Source organism: Streptomyces sp. NPDC089424 (genome assembly GCF_044749345.1).
Taxonomy (GTDB): domain Bacteria; phylum Actinomycetota; class Actinomycetes; order Streptomycetales; family Streptomycetaceae; genus Streptomyces.
Map to the genome: position 1 here is coordinate 415,168 of NZ_JBIVHU010000003.1, position 21,893 is coordinate 437,060.

Sequence of the window (21,893 nt, forward strand, 5' to 3'; positions counted from 1 at the left end):
GCGTGGCGGCGAATACTGCCAAAGCCCGCCGTCGACGTCCAACCGGCCCACCGCGCGGCCCCCTCGCAAGCGCCGGAGGAACTTGCCCGCCAACTCCCCTCCGATGTTCACTCCTTCGGGTGGCCGGTCAGGTGATGTGCGATGACCGACCACCGGCACTGGGAGGGTCGGGGACCGTACGTACCGGGTGGTGTGCACACCAGTTGACGGGGCGTCACCCGGACCCATGGGTACACGAGTCAGGAATGCGAGCACCGGTGCAGAAGACGCGGCCTCGGCGCACAGGCAAGCAGACGGCCTCCGAGGGGGGCGCGGAGCGCACCTCGGTCGGCAAGGGCCGTCGGACCCACGTGCGCAACCGGCTCATCGTGGCCGTGGCGGTCGTGGCCGCCGCGATCGCCGGCGCGGGCACCCCCTCGGTGATCGCCGCCTCGGGCCAGCTGAGCGACAGCCAGGACCTGGTGACCCTGGGCGGGCGGACACAGGACGCCCTCGCCCTCGCCCACTCCCTCGCGGACGAGCGGGACGAGGTCACCTCCTACATCGCGGCCGGCCGGCCCAAGGACAAGGCGCCCTCGGAAGAGCGCAGCGCCCGGGTGGACCGCCAGGTCGAGGAGCTGCGCGCCAACACGGACACCCCGGCCGAGCTGCGCTCGGACCTGGACGGCATCGCCGGCGTACGCAGGGCGGCGCTCACCGGCCGCAGCGGGCCTCTCGAAGCCCACGAGGCCTACTCCGCGGCCATCGCCGAACTCCACCGGCTCGCCGAGGACCTGGCCGAACAGCTGCCGCCCCGCGCGGGCTCCGGGGCCTACGCCCTCGCCGAGCTCGACACCGCCGTCCAGCAGGCCGCCGCCACCCGGGGCCTGCTCCTGGCCGCCCTCAGCGTGCCCAGCAGCACCGAGTCGGTCTACGACCCCGTCACCGGCCTCACCACCGAGACCAGCGTCTCCTCCGAGGCCGACGGCAAGCAGCGCGCCGCCCTGACCGCCGCGGCCCAGCAGGCCCGGGTGCGTTCCGAGTCCGCGCTCGCCGACTTCCACGACACCGCCACCAAGGCCGCCCGCGGCACCTACGACTCCACGGTGACCGGCCCCGAGGTCAACTCCGCGGACAAGTACCTGGCCGACCTCACCGACCAGCCGACGCTCTCCGACGAGGACCTCGGTATCGGCGCCGACAAGCTGAACGCCGCCCTCACCGCCCGGATCGACCTGATGCGCGGCGTCGAGTCCTCTCTCTACGAGCGCCGCACCACCGCCCTGGAGCAACTGCGCGACGACGACGTCACCGCGCTGGAGATCCGCATCGCGATCCTCGGCGCCCTGATGCTGCTCGCCGTCGGTGTCGCCACCGGCATGGCCCGGGGCCTGACCCGCCCGCTCGCCGTGCTGCGCCTCGGCTCCGCCCGGCTGGCCGCCGCCGAGAACCCGGCCGCCGAGGAACCGGTCAAGTTCACCGGGCGCAACGACGAGTTCGCGCAGGTCATCCGGTCCGTCAACGCCCTGCACGCGCACGCCGCCGGTCTGCACGAGCGGATCACCACCCTGGAGTCCGACCGCAAGCACCTGGTCGGCCAGCGGCAGAAGATGGCCGACGCCCGCGAGGGACTGCGCACCGAACTCGCCGACGCCGCGGCCCAGCTGGACCGGCTGCGCGACAGCATCGGCGGCACCTTCGTCAACCTCGCGCTGCGCACCCTGGGCCTGGTCGAGCGTCAGCTCGGCGTCATCGAGGGTCTGGAGGAGCGCGAGCAGGACCCCGAGCGGCTCGCCACCCTCTTCAAGCTCGACCACTTCGCCACCGTCATGCGCCGGCACAGCGAGAACCTCCTCGTGCTGGCCGGTACCGAGCACGTCCAGCAGCACGCCGGCCCGGTCCCGATGGTCGACGTCGTACGGGCCGCGGTCAGCGAGATCGAGCGGTACGAGCGGGTCCGGATCACCGCGCTGCCGCCGCACGCGCACATCGCGGGGTTCGCCGCGGACGACCTGTCCCACCTGCTGGCCGAACTCATGGAGAACGCCACCTCGTTCTCGCCGCCCGACGTGCCCGTCGAGGTCTCCGGCTGGCTGCTGGAGAACGGCGAGGTGATGCTCTCCGTGCAGGACGAGGGCATCGGCATGACCGAGGAGCGGATGACCCGGCTCAACGCCCGGCTCGCCGCCTTCGATCCCGAGTCGCCGTACGACCAGGAGGGCTCGGAAGGGCTCGGGCTCGGCCTCTACGTGGTCGCCCGGCTCGCCCACCGGCACGGGGTGCGCGTCCAGCTGCGCGAGCAGAAGCAGGGCGGTGTCGCCGCCGTCGTGGTCCTGCCGCAGTCGCTGTTCGCCGAGGCACCGTCCGTCGCCGTGCCGTCGCCCACGCCGGCCTCGTTCGCCGAGAGCGCCCAGGGCTTCTCGCTGCCGGGCGCCGACGCCGAGGCCAACTCCAACGTCCTGCACGGCCGCTCGCAGAACGGCGACCCGCTGGTGGCGCTGGCCGAGCGCACCGTACGGGCCAAGGAGCAGGCCGTCGACCGGGGGATTCCCGAGTCCCCGGCCGAGACCACGATGGAGCTTCTGCTCCCGGAACAGCCGAGCGAGTCCGCACCGGCCCGTGAGTCCGCACCGGCCCGTGAGTCCGCACCGGCCCGTGAGTCCGCTCCGGCGCGCGAGTCCGGACAGGCCCGCGAGTCCGGACAGGCCCGTGAGTCCGCTCCGGCCCGTGAGTCCGCTCCGGCCCGTGAGTCCGCACCGGCCCGTGAGTCCGCTCCGGCGCGCGAGTCCGGACAGGCCCGCGAGTCCGCACCGGCCCGTGAGACCGCACCGGCGCGCGAGACCGCACCGGCCCGTGAGTCCGGACAGGACCGTGAGGCGTCGACGGACCCGGCGGCGCGACCGCACCCCGCGACGGACCGGTCCGAGGAGTGGGCCTCGGGGGCCGAGTCCCGCCCGGAGCCCGAGTCGGTGCCGGGCGTGGACCGCCCGGCCGCTGCCGGCCCGGAGTCCGCCGGGCAGGAGCCCGACGCGCGTCCGCGACGGGGGGAGACGCCGGACCCGGCCCCCGCCCCCCACGACCCCTACGCCATCGGCCCCGACAGCCACGAGCGCACCCCCGACGAGGGGGACGAGCCCGAGCGCGTCACCGACAAGGGGCTGCCCAAGCGCACGCCGAAGTTCAACGCGCCCGCGGCGGCGCCCCGGCCCCGCAGCGGCTCCGTCGACGCCGACGCCCTGCGCCGCCGACTGGGCGGCTTCCGCCAGGGCGCCGCGGCCGGCCTGCGCGACGTCGAGGCCGAGATCGCCGGGCGGACGCCCGGGACGGAGACGCCGTCCGGCCCGGCGCCGGAAGGGGCGCACGAGACCACGACCCGCGACGAGGCGGCGCCCGCCACGCAGGCCGCGGAGTCCGCCCCAGCACACGTACATGCCGAAGAATCCACGGGGGGCACCGTCGAGGAGGCAAGCAGTTGACCGCGCCCAGTACGTTCGGACTGAGCAGTGAGGCCCGCAATCTGCACTGGCTGCTGACGAACCTGGTCGAGGAGGTGCCCGGCATCCAGTCCGTCGCGGTGGTCTCCTCGGACGGGCTGCTGCTGCTCTCCTCCGACGCCGTGAGGAACGCGGCCGCGCGTGAGGCGCGCGAGACCCGCCCCAGCGGCCCGCGCGGTTCCGCCGCCGACCTCGCCACCATCGTCTCCGGCATCGGCAGCCTCACCATCGGCGCGGCCAAGGTGCTGGAGTTCGGCTCGGTGAAGCACACCATGGTCGCGATGGAGGAGGGCAGCCTGTTCGTGATGTCGATCAGCGACGGCTCGCTGCTCGGCGTGCACGGTTCCGCGGACTGCGACATGAGCGTGGTGGCGTACCACATGGCCCTGTTCGTGGGCCGTGCCGGCCATGTCCTGACGCCCGAACTCCGCAGCGAACTGCGCAAGTCCCTGGAGTCCGAACCGACGGGGAGTGCCCGATGAGCAGTACGCCCGGTACGCCGAAGAAGCTCCCGGTGCGCGGCGGCGACCGCAAGGCCGCCCGCGTCCGCCCCTACTCCCTGACCGGTGGCCGTACCCGCTTCGGGCACGTGCTGCTGGTCGAGACCTTCGTGACGAGCACGGCCGCGCTGGAGGCGCCCGAGGAGCGCAGGGAACTGACGAACGGTTCCCTGCGGTCCACGGTCATGCCGGAAGTGCGGGCCATCGTCGAACTCTGCCGCCGGATGCGCACGGTGGCGGAGATCGCCGCGCTGCTGAAGATGCCGCTCGGCGTGGTCCGCGTGCTGCTCAGCGATCTCGCGGACCAGGGAAAGATCCGTGTGTACGGAACGGGTACCGGTCACGGCACGGGCCGCCCGGACCGCGCTCTGCTGGAAAGGGTGCTGAGTGGACTCCGTCGTCTCTGACGCCGCCCCGGGCGTCTCCCCCCTCGTCGAGCCCGACGAGAATCTCAGGTCCTGGCAGACGGACCGCACCCGCGCCCCCATCGCCACCAAGATCGTGGTGGCGGGCGGCTTCGGCGTCGGCAAGACCACGCTGGTCACCTCCGTCTCGGAGATCGAGCCGCTGCAGACCGAGGCGCTGATGACCGAGGCGAGTGAGGAGACCGACGACCTCACCGCCACGCCGGGCAAGGCGACCACCACGGTGGCCATGGACTTCGGCCGCATCACGCTCGACGACGACCTGGTGCTCTACCTGTTCGGCACGCCGGGCCAGCAGCGGTTCTGGTTCATGTGGGACGACCTGGTGCGCGGCGCGATCGGCGCGGTGGTGCTGGCCGACACCCGCAGGCTGAAGGACTGCTTCCCGGCGCTCGACTACTTCGAGAGCTGCGGACTGCCCTACGTCGTGGCGGTCAACCACTTCGACGGCAGCGAGCGGTTCGACGCAAGGGACGTGCGGGAGGCGTTGACGATCCCGGAGCACATACCTGTAATGATCATGGATGCGCGCCGCCGGATCTCCGCGATCGAGACCCTCCTGGCTCTCGTCGGCCACGCGCTCGACGAAACACCTGAGTAGACCGACCAAGGAGTCACCACCCGCATGCGGAAGATACTCGTCGTCGGAGCCGGTCAGTCCGGACTCCAGCTCGCCCTCGGACTCCAGTCGAACGGGTACGAGGTCACCCTGATGTCGAACCGGACGGCGGACGAGATCCGCACCGGCCGGGTCATGTCGACGCAGTGCATGTTCGACACGGCCCTGCAGCACGAGCGCGACCTGAAGCTGAACTTCTGGGAGTCCCAGGCCCCGAAGATCGAGGGACTCGGCGTCTCGGTGGCGGCCCCCGGCTCGTTCGACCCGGGACCCTCGCAGCGGGCGATCGACTGGGTGGGCAAGCTGGACGGGTACGCCCAGTCGGTCGACCAGCGGGTGAAGATGGCCGGCTGGATGGAGACGTTCGCACAGCGCGGCGGCCAACTGGTCATCCACGGCGCGGCGGTCGGTGACCTCGACTACTTCTCCCGTACCTACGACCTCGTGCTGGTCTCGGCGGGCAAGGGCGAGCTGGTGCAGATGTTCGCCCGCGACCCGGAGCGCTCCCCGTACGCCGAGCCGCAGCGCGCCCTCGCGGTCGCCTACGTGCACGGCCTCGGCCCGCGCCCGGAGCACCCGGAGTTCGACGCGGTCCGCTGCAACCTGGTGCCCGGCGTCGGCGAGCTGTTCGTGATGCCGACGTTCACCACCTCCGGCCGCGCCGACATCCTCTTCTGGGAGGGCATACCCGGCGGCCCGCTGGACGCCTTCCACGGCGTCAAGGACCCCGCGGAACACCTCTCCCTGACCCTGGAACTCATGGAGAAGTTCCTCCCGTGGGAGTACGCGCGGGCCACCAAGGTCGAACTGACCGACGCGAACGGCACCCTCGCGGGCCGTTACGCCCCCACCGTGCGCAACCCCGTCGGCCGGCTGCCCGGCGGCGGCCTGGTGCTCGGCGTCGCCGACGTCGTCGTCGCCAACGACCCGATCACCGGCCAGGGTTCCAACTCGGCGTCCAAGTGCGCCGCCTCGTACCTCGCCTCGATCATGGAGCACGGGGACAAGCCGTTCGACGAGGACTGGATGCGGCAGGCGTTCGACCGCTACTGGGACACCGCCCAGCACGTCACCAAGTGGACCAACGCGATGCTGGCCCCGCCGCCGGAGCACATCCTCAACCTGATCGGCGCCGCCGGCCAGCTCCAGCCGGTCGCCGACCGCTTCGCCAACGGCTTCGACGACCCGGCCGACTTCGAGAACTTCTTCTACGAGCCGGAGAAGACGGCCGCCTACCTGGCCGAGGTCACCGGCGCCTGACCGGGCCCTGCGCCGAGGTCAAGTGACCGGCTGCGAGGTCCCGTCGGGCATCGCGCAGACGTAACCGGCGTAGGGGCGCGCGACGACCTGTCCGCCGGCGGCCGTGCATTCGTCCCGGGAGATGTCCGGGGACGAGGCGGCCCCGGCGCCGGCGGCGCCGAAGGCGCTCACACCGACAAGGGTTGCCGCGGCCAGGGCGAGGCCGAGGATTCTTCGCGTGCGCATGACGTCCTCCTCCGAGGCGCGAGGCGAGGTCCGGTGCGGCGCCCGGCCGCCGGGCGGGGTCCTCTAACGCGGTTCGTGGGCCGCGGCCCGGCAGGCGCCGGTGGCGGCGCCGCCCGCCACTCCGGCCCCGGTCAGCCCGGTCACACAACCCTGCAGGTCTCCGACCACGCCTCGGCCGCAGGCCGCTGTGACGGAGTCGGACGCGGTGGCACCGGCCAGTTCGGCCATGCGTGTGCAGGCGGGGATGTCCGCCTGGGCCGCGGGAGCGGCGAGCACCGCACCGCCGAGCGTCAGCGTGAGGCCGGCGAGGGCACCGGCGATACGGGTCGACGTGCGCATGGGACACACCTGCCTTCCGGGCTGGTCGTGCGCCCCTGACTCCAGCGTCGCATCCTTTCCCCCGCCCGTCCTGGGCACCCGGGAGCGGGACGTTCCGGATGGCTCCAACGCCGCCTCGGTGCACGGGACTTCGTCCCGGAGCGCGGGTCGCGTCACCGCCCTCGCACCCGACACCACCGTCACCCGAATGGCGCAGGGTGACGTGCCGCCCGCATAATGAAAATCAGGGTGATTTGTGCCCCAATCGAGGCAATCCGCGAAAGGGGAACCACATGCGCATTCGACGAATCCTCGCCGCCGTCATCGCCACGGCGGGCCTCGCCGGATTCGGCCTCACGGGCGCCGCGACCGCCCTCGCACAGGATGCCCCCTCCGTCGTCAGCCCTTCCGAGTGCAGGCAGGGCGGTGGAACTCCCGCGATCAACGAGGAGGGCAACTACTGCAGGGGCGGTACGGCGGACGGAGAGCAGGTCGACTGAACCCGCCACGGCGCCCCGCAGCCGACCGCCGCGGGGCGCTTGCGCGCGAACGTGGTCGCTTCCTTGGTGTCGTGGCAGGTCACCGACGCGGGGGCGTGGCCGGGGCGGGGGTGGCGCGCGGCGGGGGTGCCGCCGACGCGTAGCCGTCGTCCTTCCCGTCCAGTGCGCCCGCGGGGAGCCTCGGTGGTGTGTAGTGCCGCAGCGGCCTGCCGCGCGGGTCGGGGCGTACGGCGCCGAGGACCGGGTTGGCGGCGAGGGGGGAGACCTTGACCTTGGCGCCGGGGCGCGGCGCCTGGACGACCATGCCGTCGCCCAGGTACATCGCCACGTGCGTGGCCTCGGGGAAGTACACGACCAGGTCGCCGGGCCGCAGTTGCTTCAGGGGAATGCGGTTCAGCTGTGCCCACTGCTCCTGGCTGGTGCGCGGGATCGGCGTCCCGGCGTCCGCCCAGGCCTGTGATGTCAGCCCTGAGCAGTCGTAGGACCGGGGGCCCTCCGCGCCCCACTCGTAGGGCTTGCCGAGCTGGCGCACCGCGTAGCGCACCGCGCGGTCGCCCTCCCTCGTCGGCACGTGGAGGTTGCGGGGGGCGCCTGCCGCCATGAACTTCTTCTGCGCCTCGGCGATCCCGTCCTTCTCCAGCTTCGCCACCGCGGTCAGCTGGGCGACGGTGAGCGAGGCCAGCAGCTTCTCCACCTCGCCGAGCCGCGCGCGCACCTCGTCGCGTTCCTTCTTCCGGCGCTCGGTGAGGGCGAGTTGCCGGTCCAGCGCCGCGCGCGCCTGGCGGGCCAGCCCGTTCGCCTTCCGCTCGCTGCCGGACAGCTCCTCGACCGTCTTGGCCCGCTCCCGCGCGAGCTGCCCGATCACATGCCCCTGTTCGAGCGCGTGCTGCGGATCGCGGGCGAGCAGCAGGCGGACGTACGGCGAGATGTCGCTGCGGCCCTGGTACTGCTGGCGGGCCAGGCGGCCCGCCGCGCCCTTGCTGGAGTGCAGGGCGAGCCGGGCGCGGGCCAGCTCCCCGTCGAGCCGCCGGGCCACCGCGCGCTGCTTCTTCAGCTGTTCCTCGGTGGCGTTGTAGGTCTCGGTCGCCTTCTCGGCCTCGCGGTACAGCCGCTGAAGGTCCGTCAGCAATGTGGCGACCGTGCGCCCTTCGGGCTCGGCCGGCCGGGGTGCGGCCGCCGCCGGTACGGCTGCGAGAACGGCGTGGGCCGCCACGGTCGCCGTACACACCAGGCGCAGTAGCCTTCCTGACACGTCATCACCTCCGGTGCGGGGCAGCGGGTCCGCTCCGCTCCGAGAGCATGTGACGTGCGCGCGCGGTCCGCGCGCCGAAGGTCTGCGGGATGGCCTAAGGAGGTCACCCGTTCGCGTCGTCCGGCTTGCCTTCCGGCGTGGCGTCTGGCTTGTGCCACGGCCACCTGGCCCGGCCCCTGCCCCGGTCGCCGGCGGGGTCGTGGACGTACTTCCAGCGCCGGGTGAAGCGGCCCTGGCCACGGGGCTCGCGCCGGTACACGAGGACGGTGGCCGCACCGCCGCCCGGGTCCGGGACCGGGATGCGGTACGTCTTCGGCGGGTGCCCGGTGATGCCGAGCAGCACGGGCAGCGTCCGGCCGTCCATCGGCCCGCCCTCGAAGGGGGTCTCTTCGCTCTTCACGACACCAGTCTCAGTCATCCGCCGAGGCCAGCGCGGCCACGACCGCCGCGGTGCGCGGATCGCGGGTGGCGGTGACGGACAGGACGGCGACGAACTGGTCCACCAGCCAGTCCCGCAGTTCGTCGAGGGGTGGCTGCTTGTCCTCGTCCAGCCAGATGAGGGAGGCCGCCTCGACCGCGGTGATCCACATCCGGACGGTCATCCGCAGCCGGGGCCCCGGGTCCGTGACGCCGAGGTGGCGCAGGATGTGCACGGCGGCGGCCCGCCGCACACCGTCCACGATGGCGGTGGTCCGCGAGGTCTCGACCACGCTGCCGCCCTGGAGCAGAGCGCTGAAGCCGGCGTCGTGCTGGTCGACGAACGCGAGATAGCGGTCCAGGGCGCGGGACAGCCGGGGCAGCAGGGGCCCCTCGTGCGGCTCGTCGAAGCAAAGCTCCAGTTCCTCGGCGGCGGAGCGCAGGGCGGCCTCGTACAACTGCTGCTTGCCGCCCGGGAAGTACCGGTACACCAAGGGGCGGGAAACCCCGGCCGCCTCCGCCACGTCGTCGAGGGAGACGTCCTCGGGGGCCCGGTGGGCGAAGAGGGTGAGTGCGGCGTCCAGCAGTTGGCTGCGGCGTTCCTCGACGCTGAGGCGGCGGTAGGCGGGGGTGGGCGCGGCGGGGGTCATACCGGGCAGGGTAGTCGGCCGGGTGCGGTCGCACCCTCTGGCCGGCACACCGGCGCCGGGGGGCACGGGGAACCCCGCGACCGGCCCCGTACCACCCGCACCCGTACGCCGGGCCGTTCCTACGCCAGCAGGCCCGACGACTTCCACAGCCGCCGCCCCACTCCCCGCAGCACGCCGATGTCGTCCAGGAAGTCCGTCAGGCGCTTCGCGCCGGTCTGCATGACCTCCCGCCGGTGGCCGCTCTCCTTCACCTGGGCGAGCGCCTCGCGCCGGTCCAGGCCGACGTTGGTGTAGACCTCGGGGTTGACGAAGGCCACCGAGAAGACCCGGGCGAATTCGCCGGAGGTGACCCGCGTGAACTCCTGGGACCACTTCGGCGCGGTGACCATCTGGCGCCGCAGTTCCTCCCGGGCGTACCGCACGTGCCGGGCCTCCTCCACGACGTGGATGCGCGTGACCCCGCGGACCAGCGTCTGCACGCGCTCGTCGGGGAAGGTCAGCCGCTGCATCCAGTCGAGCACCTCCTCGCCGAGCAGGGTGGCGGTGAAGGAACCGGGCGTGGTCGAGATGGTCTTGAACAGGCGCCCGAGGTGCTGGTGGGCCCGGCTCACGGGGTACCAGGGCGTCTCGCCGCGGGCTATCAGCCGGGCGAACATCTTCGAGTGCCGGCACTCGTCCTCGATCTCGGTCAGCGCGTAGCGCACGTGCGCGCTCGTCGCCGCCTTGTCGTAGATGTGCCGCACCAGCAGCTGCATCAGGATGAGCTCGAACCAGATGCCCAGCGACGCCAGCGCCGCCGCCTCGTGCTGGGAGAGCAGGATCCGCTGCTCCTCGCTCATCCGCCGCCACATCGGTGTGTCGTACAGCGACACCAGCTCCGGCGGCCAGAACCACTTGCCCTCCTCGAAGGGGGCGTCCCAGTCCAGTTCCTTGTCCGGGTCGAAGGAGTGCTTGGCGGAGGAGTCGAGCAGTCGCTCGGCCACCTGCTCGCGATCCTTGAGCAGGCCCAGCGCGTCGCGCAGCCCGTCCAGGGCTTCGGCATCGGTGAGGGTCGTCATGCCCTTATGAGACTGCGCGTCAGCAAGCCCGTCAATCCCTTGCGCGCCACTTGTTGACCGCGGGTCTACTACGTGTGAGCCTGCGAACATGTCGACCTTCGACCTGTACGCCATGGACCCCGGCGAGCCGAACTGGCCGGTCCCCGCGACCGGGAAGGCCCGGTTCAACTGGGAGTACGACGACGGACGCGACCGCCTGCTGGCCCTCTACCAGAAGGGCAAGGACAAGCAGTGGGACGGGCAGAGACGGATCGACTGGGACCTGGAGGTCGACCCGTACGACCCCCTCGGCACCCCCGACGAGGCCCTCTCCCTGTACGGCACCAGACACTGGGCGAAGCTCTCCGAACGGGACAAGGGCGAGCTGCGCCGGCACTACTCCTCCTGGCAGTTCAGCCAGTTCCTGCACGGCGAGCAGGGCGCGATGATCTGCGCGGCCCGCATCGTCGAGTCCGTGCCCGACCTGGACGCCAAGTTCTACTCGGCGACCCAGACCATGGACGAGGCCCGGCACGCGGAGATCTACGCGCGCTTCCTCCAGGAGAAGATCGGGATGCTCTACCCGATCAACGACAACCTCCAGTCCCTGCTCGGCGACACCCTGCGCGACAGCCGCTGGGACATGCCCTACCTGGGGATGCAGGTGCTCATCGAGGGCCTCGCCCTCGCCGCCTTCGGGATGATCCGCGACACCACCGACAAGCCGCTGCCCCAGCAGATCCTCGCCTACGTGATGCAGGACGAGGCCCGGCACGTGGCCTTCGGGCGGATGGCCCTGCGGGACTACTACAAGCAGCTCTCCGACGCCGAACTGCGCGAGCGCGAGGAGTTCGTGATCGAGGGCTGTCATCTGATGCGGGACCGGCTGCGCGGCGTGGAGGTGCTGGAGAACTTCGGCATCTCGCGGGCCGAGGCGGAGGAGTACAGCGAACGCTCCGAGTTCCTCGCCCTGTTCCGCAAGCTGCTGTTCAGCCGGATCGTGCCGTGCGTGAAGGACATCGGCCTGTGGGGCGAGCGCCTCCAGCAGGCCTATGTCGACATGGGCGTCTTCGAGATGGGTGACTCCAACCTCGATCTGCTGATGGCCCAGGACGAGGAGATCGCCGAGGAGCTCGACGCACGGCGGTTCGCGGCCGAGGAACGGGAACGGGTGGCCGAGGTGACGGAGGCGATCGATTCAGGAGCCGAACAGGACTCCTAGGGCCGGTCGGGGCGGTCGGGCCGTTCGGGCCGGGCGCGGCCGGTCGGTGCCGGTCGGGGGCCGAGCACCGCCTGCATCACCGCCCGGGCGATCGGGGCCGCCATGCCGCCCCCGGTGATGTCACGGCGGTGCGCGGCCGCGTCCTCCACCACGACCGCGACCGCGACCTTCGGCTCCAGGTCCCCATCGCCCTGCGCCCACGAGACGAACCAGGCGTAGGGAGTGCCGGAGTTGTCGACGCCGTGCTGCGCGGTGCCGGTCTTGCCGCCTACCGTCGCGCCCGCGATCGCGGCGTTCTTGCCGGTGCCGCGCTCCACCACGTCGCGCATCAGCTCCCGCATCCGTGCCGCGGTCGAGGGGAACATGACCTGACGGAGCGGGCGGGTGCCGACCGAGGAGATGGTGGCGCCGCGTCCGGTCGTGGTCCGCTCCACCAGGTACGGCTCGCGCACCTGGCCGCCATTGGCGACCGCCGCCGAGACCATCGCCATCTGCAGGGGCGTGGCCCGCGTGTTGTACTGCCCGATCGACGACAGGGCCAGCTGCGCCCTGTCCACCGTGGTGTCGAACGTGCTCGGCGCCACCGAGTAGGGAATGCGCAGATCGGTGTCGTTGAAGCCGAACGCCTGGGCCGTCGCCGCCATGCGCGTCACCCCGACGTCCACGCCCAGCTTGGCGAAGACCGTGTTGCAGGACCACTCGAAGGCCTTGCGCAGCGAGGCGTCGGCGCAGCGGCCGCCCTCGTTGCGCAGGGTCGTCAGGGTGCCGGGCAGGGTGTACGGGTCGGGCGACCGGGTCCGCTTGTCGAGATCCTTGATCACCCCGGCGTCCAGCGCCGCCGCCGCGGTGACCACCTTGAACGTCGAACCCGGCGGATAGGTCTGCCGTACCGCGCGGTTCAGCATCGGCTTGTCCGGGTCCTCGTTCAGCCCCAGCCAGGACCGGGCGACCGCGGGCCCGTTCCCGGACAGCGCCGCCGGATCGTACGAGGGGGTGGACACCAGCGCCAGGATCCGGCCCGTGGCCGGCTCGATCGCCGCGACCGCGCCCTTGCGGTTGCCCAGCCCCTCAAACGCCGCCCGCTGGGCCGCCGCGTCGAGGGTGGTGACGACGTCGCCGCCGACGCCCCGCGCGCGGGTGAAGTCGTTCCACAGGGGGAACGGCGAGAGCACCGGGTCGCTCCCGGAGAGGGTGCCGTCCTCCGCGTGCTCCAGGAAGGTGGTGCCGTACACCTGCGAGGCGAAGCCGGTGACGGGGGCGTACAACGGCCCCTGCTGGTAGGTGCGTTCGTAGCGGAGCGGCTCGCCGGTGTCCTTGGAGCCGGTGACCGGGCGGCCGCCGACCAGGATGTCGCCGCGCGGCTGGCCGTAACGGCTGATCTCGTGGCGGCGGTTGGCCGTGTTGGCGTCGTACTGGCCCGCCTGGAAGACCTGGATGCGGGCCGCGTTGACCAGGAGGGCGACCAGCAGCAGGGCGCAGAAGGCGGCGGCGAGGCGGATGTGCCGGGTCACGGGGCGACCTGCCCGTCGTAACCGCGGCGGGCCGAATGGCTCACCCGGATCAGCAGGGCCACGATCGCCCAGTTGGTGACCACCGAGGAGCCGCCCTGGGCGAGGAACGGCATCGCCATGCCGGTCAACGGGATCAGTCCGGTCACTCCGCCCGCGATGACGAACACCTGGAGCGCCACGATCGAGGCGAGGCCCACCGCGAGCAGCCGGCCGAACGGGTCGCGCTGGGCGAGGCCCGCCCGGTAGCCGCGCTCGACCAGCAGGCCGTACAGCAGGAAGATCGCGGAGAGGCCGGCCAGGCCCAGTTCCTCGCCCGCCGTCGCCAGGATGAAGTCCGACTTGGTGGCGAAGCCGATCAGGAAGGAGTGGCCGAGGCCCAGGCCGGTGCCGAGGATGCCGCCCGCCGCGAAGGCGAACAGCGACTGGGCGAGCTGGTTGGGGCCCTGGCCCGCCTCGATGGAGGCGAACGGGTGCAGCCAGTCCTGGATCCGTGCGGCCACATGCGGTTCGGTGCGGCCGACGGCGACCGCGCCGAGCGTCGCCAGCAGCAGGCCGACGGCGATCCAGCCGGTCCGGCCGGTGGCGACGTAGAGCATGACGACGAACAGGCCGAAGAAGAGCAGCGAGGTGCCGAGGTCGCGTTCCAGGACCAGTACGCCGACGCTGACCAGCCAGATGGCGACGATCGGGCCGAGGACGCGGCCGGTGGGGATCTGCAGACCCCACAGGCGCCGGCCGGAGTAGGCGAGGGCGTTGCGGTTCGCGGCCAGGTACGCGGCGAAGAACACGGCCAGCAGCACCTTCGCGAACTCGCCGGGCTGGATCGAGAACCCGGCGATCCGGATCCAGATGCGCGCGCCGTTCACCGCCGGGAAGAAGATCGGCAGGGTGAGCAGCACCAGCGCGGCGGCGACGCACACGTACGCGTAGCGCTGGAGCACCCGGTGATCGCGCAGGGCGGCGACGACGTACGCGAACAGGGTGACGCCCAGCGCCGACCAGACCAGCTGGGCCGGGGCCGCGCGGTCACCCGGTGTCTCCAGGTCCAGCCGGTAGATCAGCACCAGGCCCAGGCCGTTGAGCAGCACGCCGATGGGCAGCAGCAGCGGATCGGCGTAGGGGGCGCGCACCCGGACCGCGAGGTGCGCGAGCAGGGCGAGGACGCCGAGGCCCGCGCCGTAGCCCGCGGCACCGGGCGGGACGGCACCGGTCCGGGCGAGGCCGGTGACGCAGTACCCGTACACCGAGAGGAGGACGGCCACGACGATGAGGGTGAGTTCGATGCCGCGGCGCCGGGGGAGACGGACGTCAGGGGCGGGCGCGTCCGCTGCCACGGCGGTTCCGGTTGCGGCCTTCGTCATGTCCGGAACCTACCCAAATGGTGTGGCTCGCGTGCTGTCGGCGTCAGCACCAGCGTGGCGCGGGCCCCTGGTTGTTGATGTAGCGGGCGGGTCCCCAGGCCCAGGTGCGGCCCTTCAGGAGGTACCAGAGCGGGTTGCTCCGCACCCGGTCGCCCGCCGCCTTGCAGTAGATGCGCACCACGTCGCCGCGGTCGACCCGGCCGATGACCCGGCTGCTCAGGGTGGGGCGGGAACGCACCGCCAGGTTGTCGGCGGTGACGACACCGCGATAGGTCGCCTGGTTGGCGCCGTCGTCGCCACCGATGCCGTCGTCGCCGCCGATGCCGTCGTCGAAGTCGCCGTCGTCGAAGTCGTCGTCGCCGCCGAGGTCCCAGTCCTCCGCGTCGTCGTCGAAGTCGTCATCGAAGTCGTCGTCGAAGTCGTCGTCGAAGTCGTTGTCGGAGTTGCCGTTTTGTTTGCCGTTGCCGTTGCCGTTGCCGTTCCCGCCGAAGCCGTCCCGGCCGTCGTTGCCCCGGCCGCCGCCGGCGAACACGTCGACGTTGCCGTTGCCGGCGTAGACGTCGACATTGCCGTTGCCGCCGTTGCGGAACCAGTCGTTGCCGTTGAACCCGCCGACCCCGTTGCCGTTCCCGTTGTATCCGCCGACTCCGTTGCCGTTGCCGTTGAATCCGCCGTTCCCGTTGAACCCGCCCCGGTTGCCGGCGAACACGTCGACGCCGCCGTTCCCGGTGAAGACGTTGACACGGCCGTGGCCGCCGTAGTCGTGGTAACCGAAGCCCGGCCCGAAACCTCCGACACCGTAGCCCGGCCCGAAACCTCCGACACCGAAGCCGGGGACGGGCACGGGGACCGGGGCGGGGACAGGGACGGGGGCGGGCACGGCGGCACCGGTGCCCGCCTCACCACCAGGGGCGGGGACGGCGCCGGTCCCCGGCTCGCCACCGGGGGCGGGTGCGGGCGCGGGGCCGGTACCCCTGCCGGGGCCGGGAGCGGAGTCGTCGCCCCAGATACCACCGGCGACGGCCGGGGAGACCGCCAGCGCGGTGGCCAGGGCACCTCCGGCTGCCGTCATGGCGAGACGGGTGCGGGAAGAGCGCAGGGACATGGGGAGAACCTCCCGTGACAGGGCGGGGCGAAGCTGACTAATCGCCACATTAGGAGCGTGCTTCGCGAGGCGCCCGTCACAGTGCGCCATCGGGGAGGGGGGCCTCCTCGTCCGCCGTACTCGGGTGCGGCGGAGCCTGAGGCAGTGTCAGCCGTGCCACCGCACCGCCGCCCGGCGCGTGGCGGAACTCCAGCCGGGCGCCCAGCACCTCCGCCTGGCCCAGCGCGATGGTCAGTCCGAGGCCGTGCCCCTTCGCCCCGCCCTCCGTGCGAAACCGCTGCGGCCCGTGCGCCACCAGGTACTCCGGATAGCCCGCACCGTGATCCCGCACGGTCACCACCGGTCCGTCCACCGTCAGCACGACCGGCGGCCGGCCGTGCTTGTGCGCGTTGGCGACGAGATTGCCCAGCACCCGCTCCAGCCGCCTCCGGTCCGTCTCCACCCGCGTGTCCCGCACGACCCGCACCGCCGTGTCGGTGCCGGACGCCCGCACCACCCGCCGTGCCAGCGCGCCCAACTCCTCGGTGTCCAGGTCCAGCCGCTCGCGCCCGGTGTCCAGCCGGGAGATCTCCAGCAGGTCCTCGGTGAGCGTGCGCAGCGCGGCCACCCGGTCGCGGACCAGCTCCGTCGGGCGTCCCGGCGGCAGCAGCTCGGCCGCCGCGTGCAGGCCGGTCAGCGGGGTGCGCAGCTCGTGCGCCACGTCCGCGGTGAACCGCTGCTCGGCGAGCAGCTTGCCCTGGAGCGACGTGGCCATGGAGTCCAGCGCGGCGGCGACCGAGGCCACCTCGTCCTGGGGGCGGGTGCGGTCCCGGGTGCGCGGGTCGTGCACGCGCGCGTCCAGGTCGCCCGCGCTGATCCGCCGGGCGACCCGGGCCGTGGCGTGCAGGCGCCGGGTCACCCGGGACACCGCGAACGCGCCCACCAGTACGGTCGCCCCGATCGCCAGCGCCGACGACCAGCCGATCGCCCGGTCCAGGCCCTCGATGGTGCGGGCCTGCTGGGAGTGGTCGACGGCCACCGCGAGGGCCCGGCCGCCGTCGACGGGACCCGCCGCCCACATCGTGGGCCGGTCGTCCTCGGCGACCATCGTGCCGCGCTCCCCGGCCGCCGCGAGCGAGCGCAGCGGAGCGGGCAGGCCGCGGGGATCAACCGCCGCGCCCGGCGGGAGCTGATCCCCGGCCTCGTAGGCCTCCGTCGCGTCCGCGAGCCGGGCCAGCGCGAGGGTGCGGGCCTGGCCGACGGTCTGGTTGGTCACCGAGACATGGACCAGGACACCGAGCAGCGCGGCCAGGGCGCAGCACATCACCGTGATGAAGACGGCGGCCTTCACGGCGAGGGTGCCGGCCCACCGCGGCACCACGGGCCTCATCGAGCGCTCGCGGAGGGCGAGCCCGAGGGGCGGGGCGGGGCCGGCCGCTTGCCCGTGCGCAGCATCTCGTCGTGGGTGAGCAGCATCGCGCCCTGCTCGGTGTCCCAGCTCCACTGGAGCCGGTACTCGTACCCGCGGACCTCGGACGGGGCCCGCAGGATCACCGACTGCCCGGCGATCTCGATCCCGGTCAGGGCGTCGTCGTACGCCATGACCTGCACGAGCCGGTGCTTCTCGACGGTGTAGACGCGCACGGCGGTCATCTCGCCCGGCAGCAGCCGAAAGCCCAGCGTCATCTCGGGCCGTCCGTCGCCGGTCAGGTCCCGGTAGTACGGCTTCAGGACCGGGCAGCCCGTGCCGGTCCCGTCCGCCGGCGCGCCGCACCGCGCCATCCGGCTGTCCGTGCCCCGGTACGGCGCCTTGGCGCCCTCGTAGTCGGCGGGGCTCCGGGCGATCTCCGCCCGCACCACCGCCACCGGGTCCACCTTGCGGATGTCGTCGTCGGGCACCGGGACGCCCTTGACGGTCTGGATGTCCACCTCGCCTATGTCGAAGGCCGGGCTGGACGCCGGCGGCAGCTCGGGCCACAGCCGGGCCGGCCCGTCCGCGGTCGCCGTGGGCCCCGCGTCGCGCAGCTCGCCCGCGTCACCGCAGGCCGTCGCGGTGATCGCGAGCAGCGCGAGGGCGGTGGCGGCGGTGACGGCCCGGACGCGGACGCGGGCGACGGGCGGGGTGGTGCGGCGGGGCACGGGGCTCCTGTGGTCCGGGGCGGTCGGGCCCGTACACCTTAAGCGTGCGCGCACATTATTCGTGCGTACGGCTTATTTCTGCGGATGTTCTTTCTGTGCGGAAATCCACTCATGGGCGGGGCTCCGTCCCGGTCCGGGACCGTTCCGCTTCCGGGACTACTCCGCGAGCTCCTCCAGGAACCGCGCCGTCGGCAGTCCCGTGTGCAGATACTCCACGAACAGCTCGTTGTGCAGCGCCCACGGGGAGCGGTGGGCGCGGATCAGCCGGATCGCCGACTCGGCGGAGCGGCCCCGCGCCATCAGGGCGTGCGCGACGACCAGGCCGGAGCGGTTGTAGCCGTGGTAGCAGCGGACCAGCACCCGCCGGCCCCGGTCCAGCGCGTCGCACGCCGCCTCGGCCAGCCGGATCACCCCGGCCAGCTGGGTGCCGTCGAGAGGGCCGTCCGGAATCGGCCAGATCTGGTGGTGGACGTCCGGGTCGGGGCCGTGGCCGGGCAGCCGCAGCAGGGTCTGGACGAGATCGAACTCGTCCCGGACGACGGCGGCCTCCACCTGCCCCGAACGGCCCGTGAACTCGTGCCCGCCCATCCACAGACCGGGCACGATCTCGTTCCACGGCTTGTCCGGAGCCGGTACGTCGGGGTGCTTCCCGCGGGTACGCAACGCGCCTCCCCAGCCCTGGCACGGACGGGCCGGTGCCAACTGCTGTCAAAGGTAGCCGGGTTCTTGCCCCTGGAGCACCCCGCCTGTTCCCATGGTCGTGGGGTGATGTGCATGAGCGGACTGCGCGTCGTACCGATCTGGCGGCACGGTCGCGAACGACTGTACGTCTGCCTCACGGACGGCAGGAACATCGCCTGGTACGACCGTGAGGCGGCCCGGGTCGTGCTGCTCGGCGAGGACCGCGCGGACGACGTGCTCGAGGCCCTGGGGCCCTTCCTCACCGGCTCCGTCACGGTCGGCCCGCCACCGGTCCCGACCCCCGCTGAGCTGGCCCGGCTCAGCCTGCACCCGGACGACGACCTCGCTCCCAACCGGCCCGGAGAGGCCCTCCTGGTCGCCCTGGACCGGGACCCGGGCACGCCGGGACCCCGGCTGCGCGCCGACCCCCGGCGCCGGGCGCTGGAGGCCGAGCAGGCGGTGGGGGAGGCGCTGGACCGCATGGACGGCGCGGGCTGGCACGCCCTGCACTCCGTGCCGCTGCCCGGCGGCGACCGGGTCCACCACCTGGTGATCGGCCCCGGTGGGCTCTTCGCCGTGCACGCCCTGTACGCGCGCAGGCAGCGCGTCCTCGTCGCCGACCCGATGGTGGCCCTCGGCAGGCGGGAGGGGCGGCCGCTGCTGCGCCGGGTCCGCGCCGGGGCGGACCGCGCCTCCTACGCCCTGACCGCCGAGGTCCGTCCGGTCCTCGCCCTGGTCGGCCCGTCCCGTGTATCGGTCCCCGGCCCGGTCCGCGAGGTCCGCGTCCTCAGGGACACGGACCTCGACGGACTCTCCCGCCTCGGCGGCGTGCTCAAGCCGGCCGACGTCGAGGCCCTGCACGCGATGGCCAGGGACAGGAACACCTGGGCGAGGGTGTGACCCCGCTCAGCGCACCGGGCGGAAGTGGTGGTCCAGCGCGTAGTTCCCGATCGCCTGGCCCACCCGGGTGCCCGCCTCGCCGCTGGTCCGGTACTGGATGCCGCCCCACATGCCCGCGCCGGTCACGTCACGGTTGAAGTCGGCCGCCTTCGTGTACGTGCGGGTGGTGCCGGTCACCGCGGACGAGATCCGGAAGTCGATGTTCCCGCCGGTCAGCCGGTGCAGGACGGCCATCGCGGCGCCGTCGGCCGCGGTGTGGCCGCTGATGTGGTCCGGGTGGGCGGGCGTGCGCAGCAGCGGCTCCCACGCCGGGTCGGAGGCGGTGGCCAGGTTGCCGTCCGTGCCGGCCTGGCGGATCGCCGTGACCGGCCGCCACTGGGCGTGCGTGTACTTGGCGTCCCACGCCGCGATCGTCGCGTCGGCGACCGCCGTGTTGGCCGCCGCGAACAGCCGCGCCGCGTCCACCAGGTCCAGCCCGTGCCGCTTGACGTGGTCGCGGTAGCCGGCCTGGAGCTGCACCGGCAGCACGTCCGTGAAGAACTTCGCGGTCTCCGTCTGGCGGGCCGTGCGGACCTTGCTGTTCTTCGCGCCCAGCACCCGTACCTCGGCCAGCTCGCGGGCGTAGCGGCGGGTGTCCGTCGCGGGCGGAGCGCCCGGCCGGAACCGCTCGGCGGAGTCCAGCACCATCGGCTTCACCTTCGCCAGCCACGGCACGCGGAAGGACGCGTTGTCGGGCGGGGTGGGCCGCCACACGCCGGGCGCGGGCGACTTGGTGAAGGCAACCGCCGCTCCCCGTCCGTCCTGCACGCGCAGCTGGACGAGACGGTCGGCGGCCCGCCGGCCGAAGGCGGCGCCCTGCTGCTCGGCCTGCCCGTCGGGGACGTTCTTCAGCGACTTGGTGTAGGCGGCGTCGAGCCGGGCCCTGGACTTCGGGAAGTAGGTCAGCAGCACCCGGTGCGCGGCGGCGGCGGCCGCCGCCTCGGCGGAGGCACCGGCCGGACCCCGTCCGTCCCACTGGTACGGCGCGTACCGGCCCTCGATGCCCACGACCGCGTTGTAGACGGCGGCCGAGACGAACCCGAGCCAGACGTTCTGCTCGGGCGCGTACCGCTTGGCGTCGCCGCTGACCGTGGCGACGGCGACCGCGTTCCAGTCGAGGAGCACCTGGGCCTTGGCGGCGGCGGCCGGGGCGCGGTCCGTGGCGGCGACGGTGGTGGCCGTCGTGGCGCCCAGCGCGAGCGCGGTCAGGCCCACGACGAGCGTGCGGCGACGGTGGGTGCGGCGGGGGAGGGCGGTGGGGCGGGTCGGACGGGTCGGGCGGGTCGTTTCCATGCTGGTCCCTTGCTGTGAGGTGCCCGTCGAGGGGCGCTGTGGCTCACGGCAGTGGACTGGCCCGCCCCTCGTCGAGCAGCGGGGCCAGCACATCGCCGTAGTCCTGCACGCGCGGGGCGATGTCGGTGGCGAGGAAGGTGAGTTGGCCGACGTCTCGGCACGCCTCGACTTCCTCCCAGGTCACCGGTGCCGAAACGGTCGGCGTCGCCCGCGCTCGCAGGGTGTAAGGAGTCGCCGTGGTCTTGCGCGCGGCGTTCTGACTCCAGTCGACGAAAACCTTTCCGGGCCGCAGACTCCGCGTCATCCGGTGTACGACCAGTCGGGGCATCGCGCGCTCCGCCTCGACGGCGAGCTCCTTGGCGTACTCCGTCACCCGGTCGGAGGGGGTGGGCAGGACCGCCGCGAGCAGATGCAGCCCCTTGGAGCCGGACGTCTTCGGGTACGCCTCGATCCCGTCCGCCGCCAGCCGCTCCCGCAGCCACAGGGCGACCTCGCAGGCCTGCACGACGGTGGCCGGCGGACCCGGGTCGAGGTCGAGGACGAGCCGGTCGGCGACGCCCGGTGCGGAGATCACCCATTGGTGGGTGTGGAACTCGGCGACCAGGTTCGCCGCCCACATCAGGCTCGGCAGGTCCTGCACCAGCACCATCCGGGCCGGCCCCTCCGACCGGGGCACCTCGGCGGTGGTGACCCACTCGGGGGTACCCGGGGGCACGTTCTTGGCGAAGAACACCTGCCCGTCGGGTCCGTCCGGATAGCGCAGGAAGGACACCGGCCGGTCCCGCAGATGGGGCAGCAGCACGTCGGCGTTCGTCGCGTAGTAGTGCAGCAACTCGCCCTTGGTGAAGCCGGTCGCCGGATGCAGCACCTTCTCCAGATTGCTGAGCGCGACCCGTCGCCCCTCCACCTCAGTGATCGGCGTCATACGATGAAGAATCACATGAAAAGCATGAGAATCATACGAACTCAGCTGATACACCGCGGAAG

General features: G+C 72.7%; 22 protein-coding genes. 8 read left to right on the plus strand and 14 right to left on the minus strand.

The window, feature by feature from the left end; genetic code table 11:
- The first annotated feature begins 257 nt into the window (after nt 1–257).
- From ACIP2X_RS16860 to ACIP2X_RS16880, 5 genes are read left to right on the plus strand one after another with little or no spacing between them, the layout of a single operon-like run.
- A complete protein-coding gene (locus tag ACIP2X_RS16860) occupies nt 258–3,455 on the plus strand; it encodes a nitrate- and nitrite sensing domain-containing protein (RefSeq protein ID WP_401673244.1) in 3,198 nt (1,065 codons plus the stop codon).
- Nucleotides 3,452–3,955, plus strand: a complete 504-nt coding sequence (locus ACIP2X_RS16865) for a roadblock/LC7 domain-containing protein (protein WP_401673246.1) — start codon at nt 3,452–3,454, stop codon at nt 3,953–3,955. Before ACIP2X_RS16860 ends, ACIP2X_RS16865 begins: the two co-directional genes overlap by 4 nt.
- A complete protein-coding gene (locus ACIP2X_RS16870) occupies nt 3,952–4,380 on the plus strand; it encodes a DUF742 domain-containing protein (RefSeq protein ID WP_401673249.1) in 429 nt (142 codons plus the stop codon). Before ACIP2X_RS16865 ends, ACIP2X_RS16870 begins: the two co-directional genes overlap by 4 nt.
- Complete coding sequence (locus ACIP2X_RS16875) at nt 4,361–4,999, plus strand: GTP-binding protein (RefSeq protein ID WP_401673252.1); 639 nt, start codon at nt 4,361–4,363, stop codon at nt 4,997–4,999. The genes ACIP2X_RS16870 and ACIP2X_RS16875 overlap by 20 nt, the downstream gene beginning before the upstream one ends.
- Nucleotides 5,000–5,023: 24 nt before the next feature.
- Nucleotides 5,024–6,277, plus strand: coding sequence for a styrene monooxygenase/indole monooxygenase family protein (locus tag ACIP2X_RS16880; protein WP_401673254.1), 1,254 nt, complete (start codon nt 5,024–5,026; stop codon nt 6,275–6,277).
- Nucleotides 6,278–6,295: 18 nt separating this feature from the next.
- Here the strand turns inward: ACIP2X_RS16880 and ACIP2X_RS16885 are convergent, their stop codons facing one another.
- Together ACIP2X_RS16885 and ACIP2X_RS16890 are read right to left on the minus strand one after the other, a co-directional pair.
- On the minus strand, nt 6,296–6,502 hold the full coding sequence (locus ACIP2X_RS16885; protein ID WP_401673257.1) for a hypothetical protein: 207 nt from the start codon (nt 6,500–6,502) through the stop codon (nt 6,296–6,298).
- A 63-nt stretch (nt 6,503–6,565) separates the two neighbouring features.
- Nucleotides 6,566–6,841, minus strand: a complete 276-nt coding sequence (locus ACIP2X_RS16890; RefSeq protein ID WP_401673260.1) for a hypothetical protein — start codon at nt 6,839–6,841, stop codon at nt 6,566–6,568.
- A 272-nt stretch (nt 6,842–7,113) separates the two neighbouring features.
- Between ACIP2X_RS16890 and ACIP2X_RS16895 the strand changes: the two genes are divergently transcribed.
- Nucleotides 7,114–7,320 carry a hypothetical protein gene (locus tag ACIP2X_RS16895; protein WP_401673262.1) on the plus strand — a complete coding sequence of 69 codons (207 nt, stop codon included), beginning with the start codon at nt 7,114–7,116 and terminating at the stop codon, nt 7,318–7,320.
- 79 nt (nt 7,321–7,399) lie between these two features.
- On the opposite strand, the gene ACIP2X_RS16900 is transcribed toward ACIP2X_RS16895, so the two are convergent.
- From ACIP2X_RS16900 to ACIP2X_RS16915, 4 genes are all read right to left on the minus strand, one after another.
- On the minus strand, nt 7,400–8,572 hold the full coding sequence (locus ACIP2X_RS16900; protein WP_401673265.1) for an NlpC/P60 family protein: 1,173 nt from the start codon (nt 8,570–8,572) through the stop codon (nt 7,400–7,402).
- A 103-nt stretch (nt 8,573–8,675) separates the two neighbouring features.
- Nucleotides 8,676–8,972: a hypothetical protein gene (locus tag ACIP2X_RS16905; protein WP_401673267.1), complete on the minus strand. Its 297-nt coding sequence runs from the start codon at nt 8,970–8,972 to the stop codon at nt 8,676–8,678.
- A gap of 10 nt (nt 8,973–8,982) precedes the next feature.
- Nucleotides 8,983–9,639, minus strand: coding sequence for a TetR/AcrR family transcriptional regulator (locus ACIP2X_RS16910; protein ID WP_401673269.1), 657 nt, complete (start codon nt 9,637–9,639; stop codon nt 8,983–8,985).
- Nucleotides 9,640–9,758: 119 nt separating this feature from the next.
- Complete coding sequence (locus tag ACIP2X_RS16915; protein WP_401673272.1) at nt 9,759–10,697, minus strand: diiron oxygenase; 939 nt, start codon at nt 10,695–10,697, stop codon at nt 9,759–9,761.
- 88 nt (nt 10,698–10,785) lie between these two features.
- Here ACIP2X_RS16915 and ACIP2X_RS16920 point away from each other — a divergent pair, with 88 nt between their 5' ends.
- A complete protein-coding gene (locus tag ACIP2X_RS16920; RefSeq protein ID WP_401673274.1) occupies nt 10,786–11,898 on the plus strand; it encodes a ferritin-like domain-containing protein in 1,113 nt (370 codons plus the stop codon).
- Here ACIP2X_RS16920 and ACIP2X_RS16925 read toward each other — a convergent pair.
- The 6 genes from ACIP2X_RS16925 to ACIP2X_RS16950 all read right to left on the minus strand — a co-directional run bounded on the left by ACIP2X_RS16925 (nt 11,895) and on the right by ACIP2X_RS16950 (nt 18,656).
- Nucleotides 11,895–13,409 carry a peptidoglycan D,D-transpeptidase FtsI family protein gene (locus ACIP2X_RS16925; RefSeq protein ID WP_401673276.1) on the minus strand — a complete coding sequence of 505 codons (1,515 nt, stop codon included), beginning with the start codon at nt 13,407–13,409 and terminating at the stop codon, nt 11,895–11,897. The two genes, ACIP2X_RS16920 and ACIP2X_RS16925, sit on opposite strands and share 4 nt — an antisense overlap.
- Complete coding sequence (locus ACIP2X_RS16930) at nt 13,406–14,770, minus strand: FtsW/RodA/SpoVE family cell cycle protein (protein WP_401673279.1); 1,365 nt, start codon at nt 14,768–14,770, stop codon at nt 13,406–13,408. The genes ACIP2X_RS16925 and ACIP2X_RS16930 overlap by 4 nt, the downstream gene beginning before the upstream one ends.
- Nucleotides 14,771–14,813: 43 nt before the next feature.
- A complete protein-coding gene (locus ACIP2X_RS16935) occupies nt 14,814–15,875 on the minus strand; it encodes an SH3 domain-containing protein (protein ID WP_401673282.1) in 1,062 nt (353 codons plus the stop codon).
- 76 nt (nt 15,876–15,951) lie between these two features.
- Nucleotides 15,952–17,244: an ATP-binding protein gene (locus tag ACIP2X_RS16940; protein WP_401673284.1), complete on the minus strand. Its 1,293-nt coding sequence runs from the start codon at nt 17,242–17,244 to the stop codon at nt 15,952–15,954.
- Complete coding sequence (locus ACIP2X_RS16945) at nt 17,241–17,993, minus strand: hypothetical protein (RefSeq protein ID WP_401673287.1); 753 nt, start codon at nt 17,991–17,993, stop codon at nt 17,241–17,243. The genes ACIP2X_RS16940 and ACIP2X_RS16945 overlap by 4 nt, the downstream gene beginning before the upstream one ends.
- A gap of 156 nt (nt 17,994–18,149) precedes the next feature.
- Nucleotides 18,150–18,656: a protein phosphatase gene (locus ACIP2X_RS16950; protein ID WP_401673290.1), complete on the minus strand. Its 507-nt coding sequence runs from the start codon at nt 18,654–18,656 to the stop codon at nt 18,150–18,152.
- 111 nt (nt 18,657–18,767) lie between these two features.
- Between ACIP2X_RS16950 and ACIP2X_RS16955 the strand changes: the two genes are divergently transcribed.
- On the plus strand, nt 18,768–19,574 hold the full coding sequence (locus ACIP2X_RS16955; RefSeq protein ID WP_401673292.1) for a nuclease-related domain-containing protein: 807 nt from the start codon (nt 18,768–18,770) through the stop codon (nt 19,572–19,574).
- 6 nt (nt 19,575–19,580) lie between these two features.
- Here the strand turns inward: ACIP2X_RS16955 and ACIP2X_RS16960 are convergent, their stop codons facing one another.
- Together ACIP2X_RS16960 and ligD are read right to left on the minus strand one after the other, a co-directional pair.
- Nucleotides 19,581–20,906: a vanadium-dependent haloperoxidase gene (locus ACIP2X_RS16960; protein WP_401673295.1), complete on the minus strand. Its 1,326-nt coding sequence runs from the start codon at nt 20,904–20,906 to the stop codon at nt 19,581–19,583.
- A 43-nt stretch (nt 20,907–20,949) separates the two neighbouring features.
- The gene (ligD, locus tag ACIP2X_RS16965; protein ID WP_401673298.1) at nt 20,950–21,831 is read right to left on the minus strand and encodes a non-homologous end-joining DNA ligase; all 882 of its coding nucleotides are present in this window, start codon (nt 21,829–21,831) and stop codon (nt 20,950–20,952) included.
- Between the last annotated feature and the right edge of the window lie 62 nt (nt 21,832–21,893).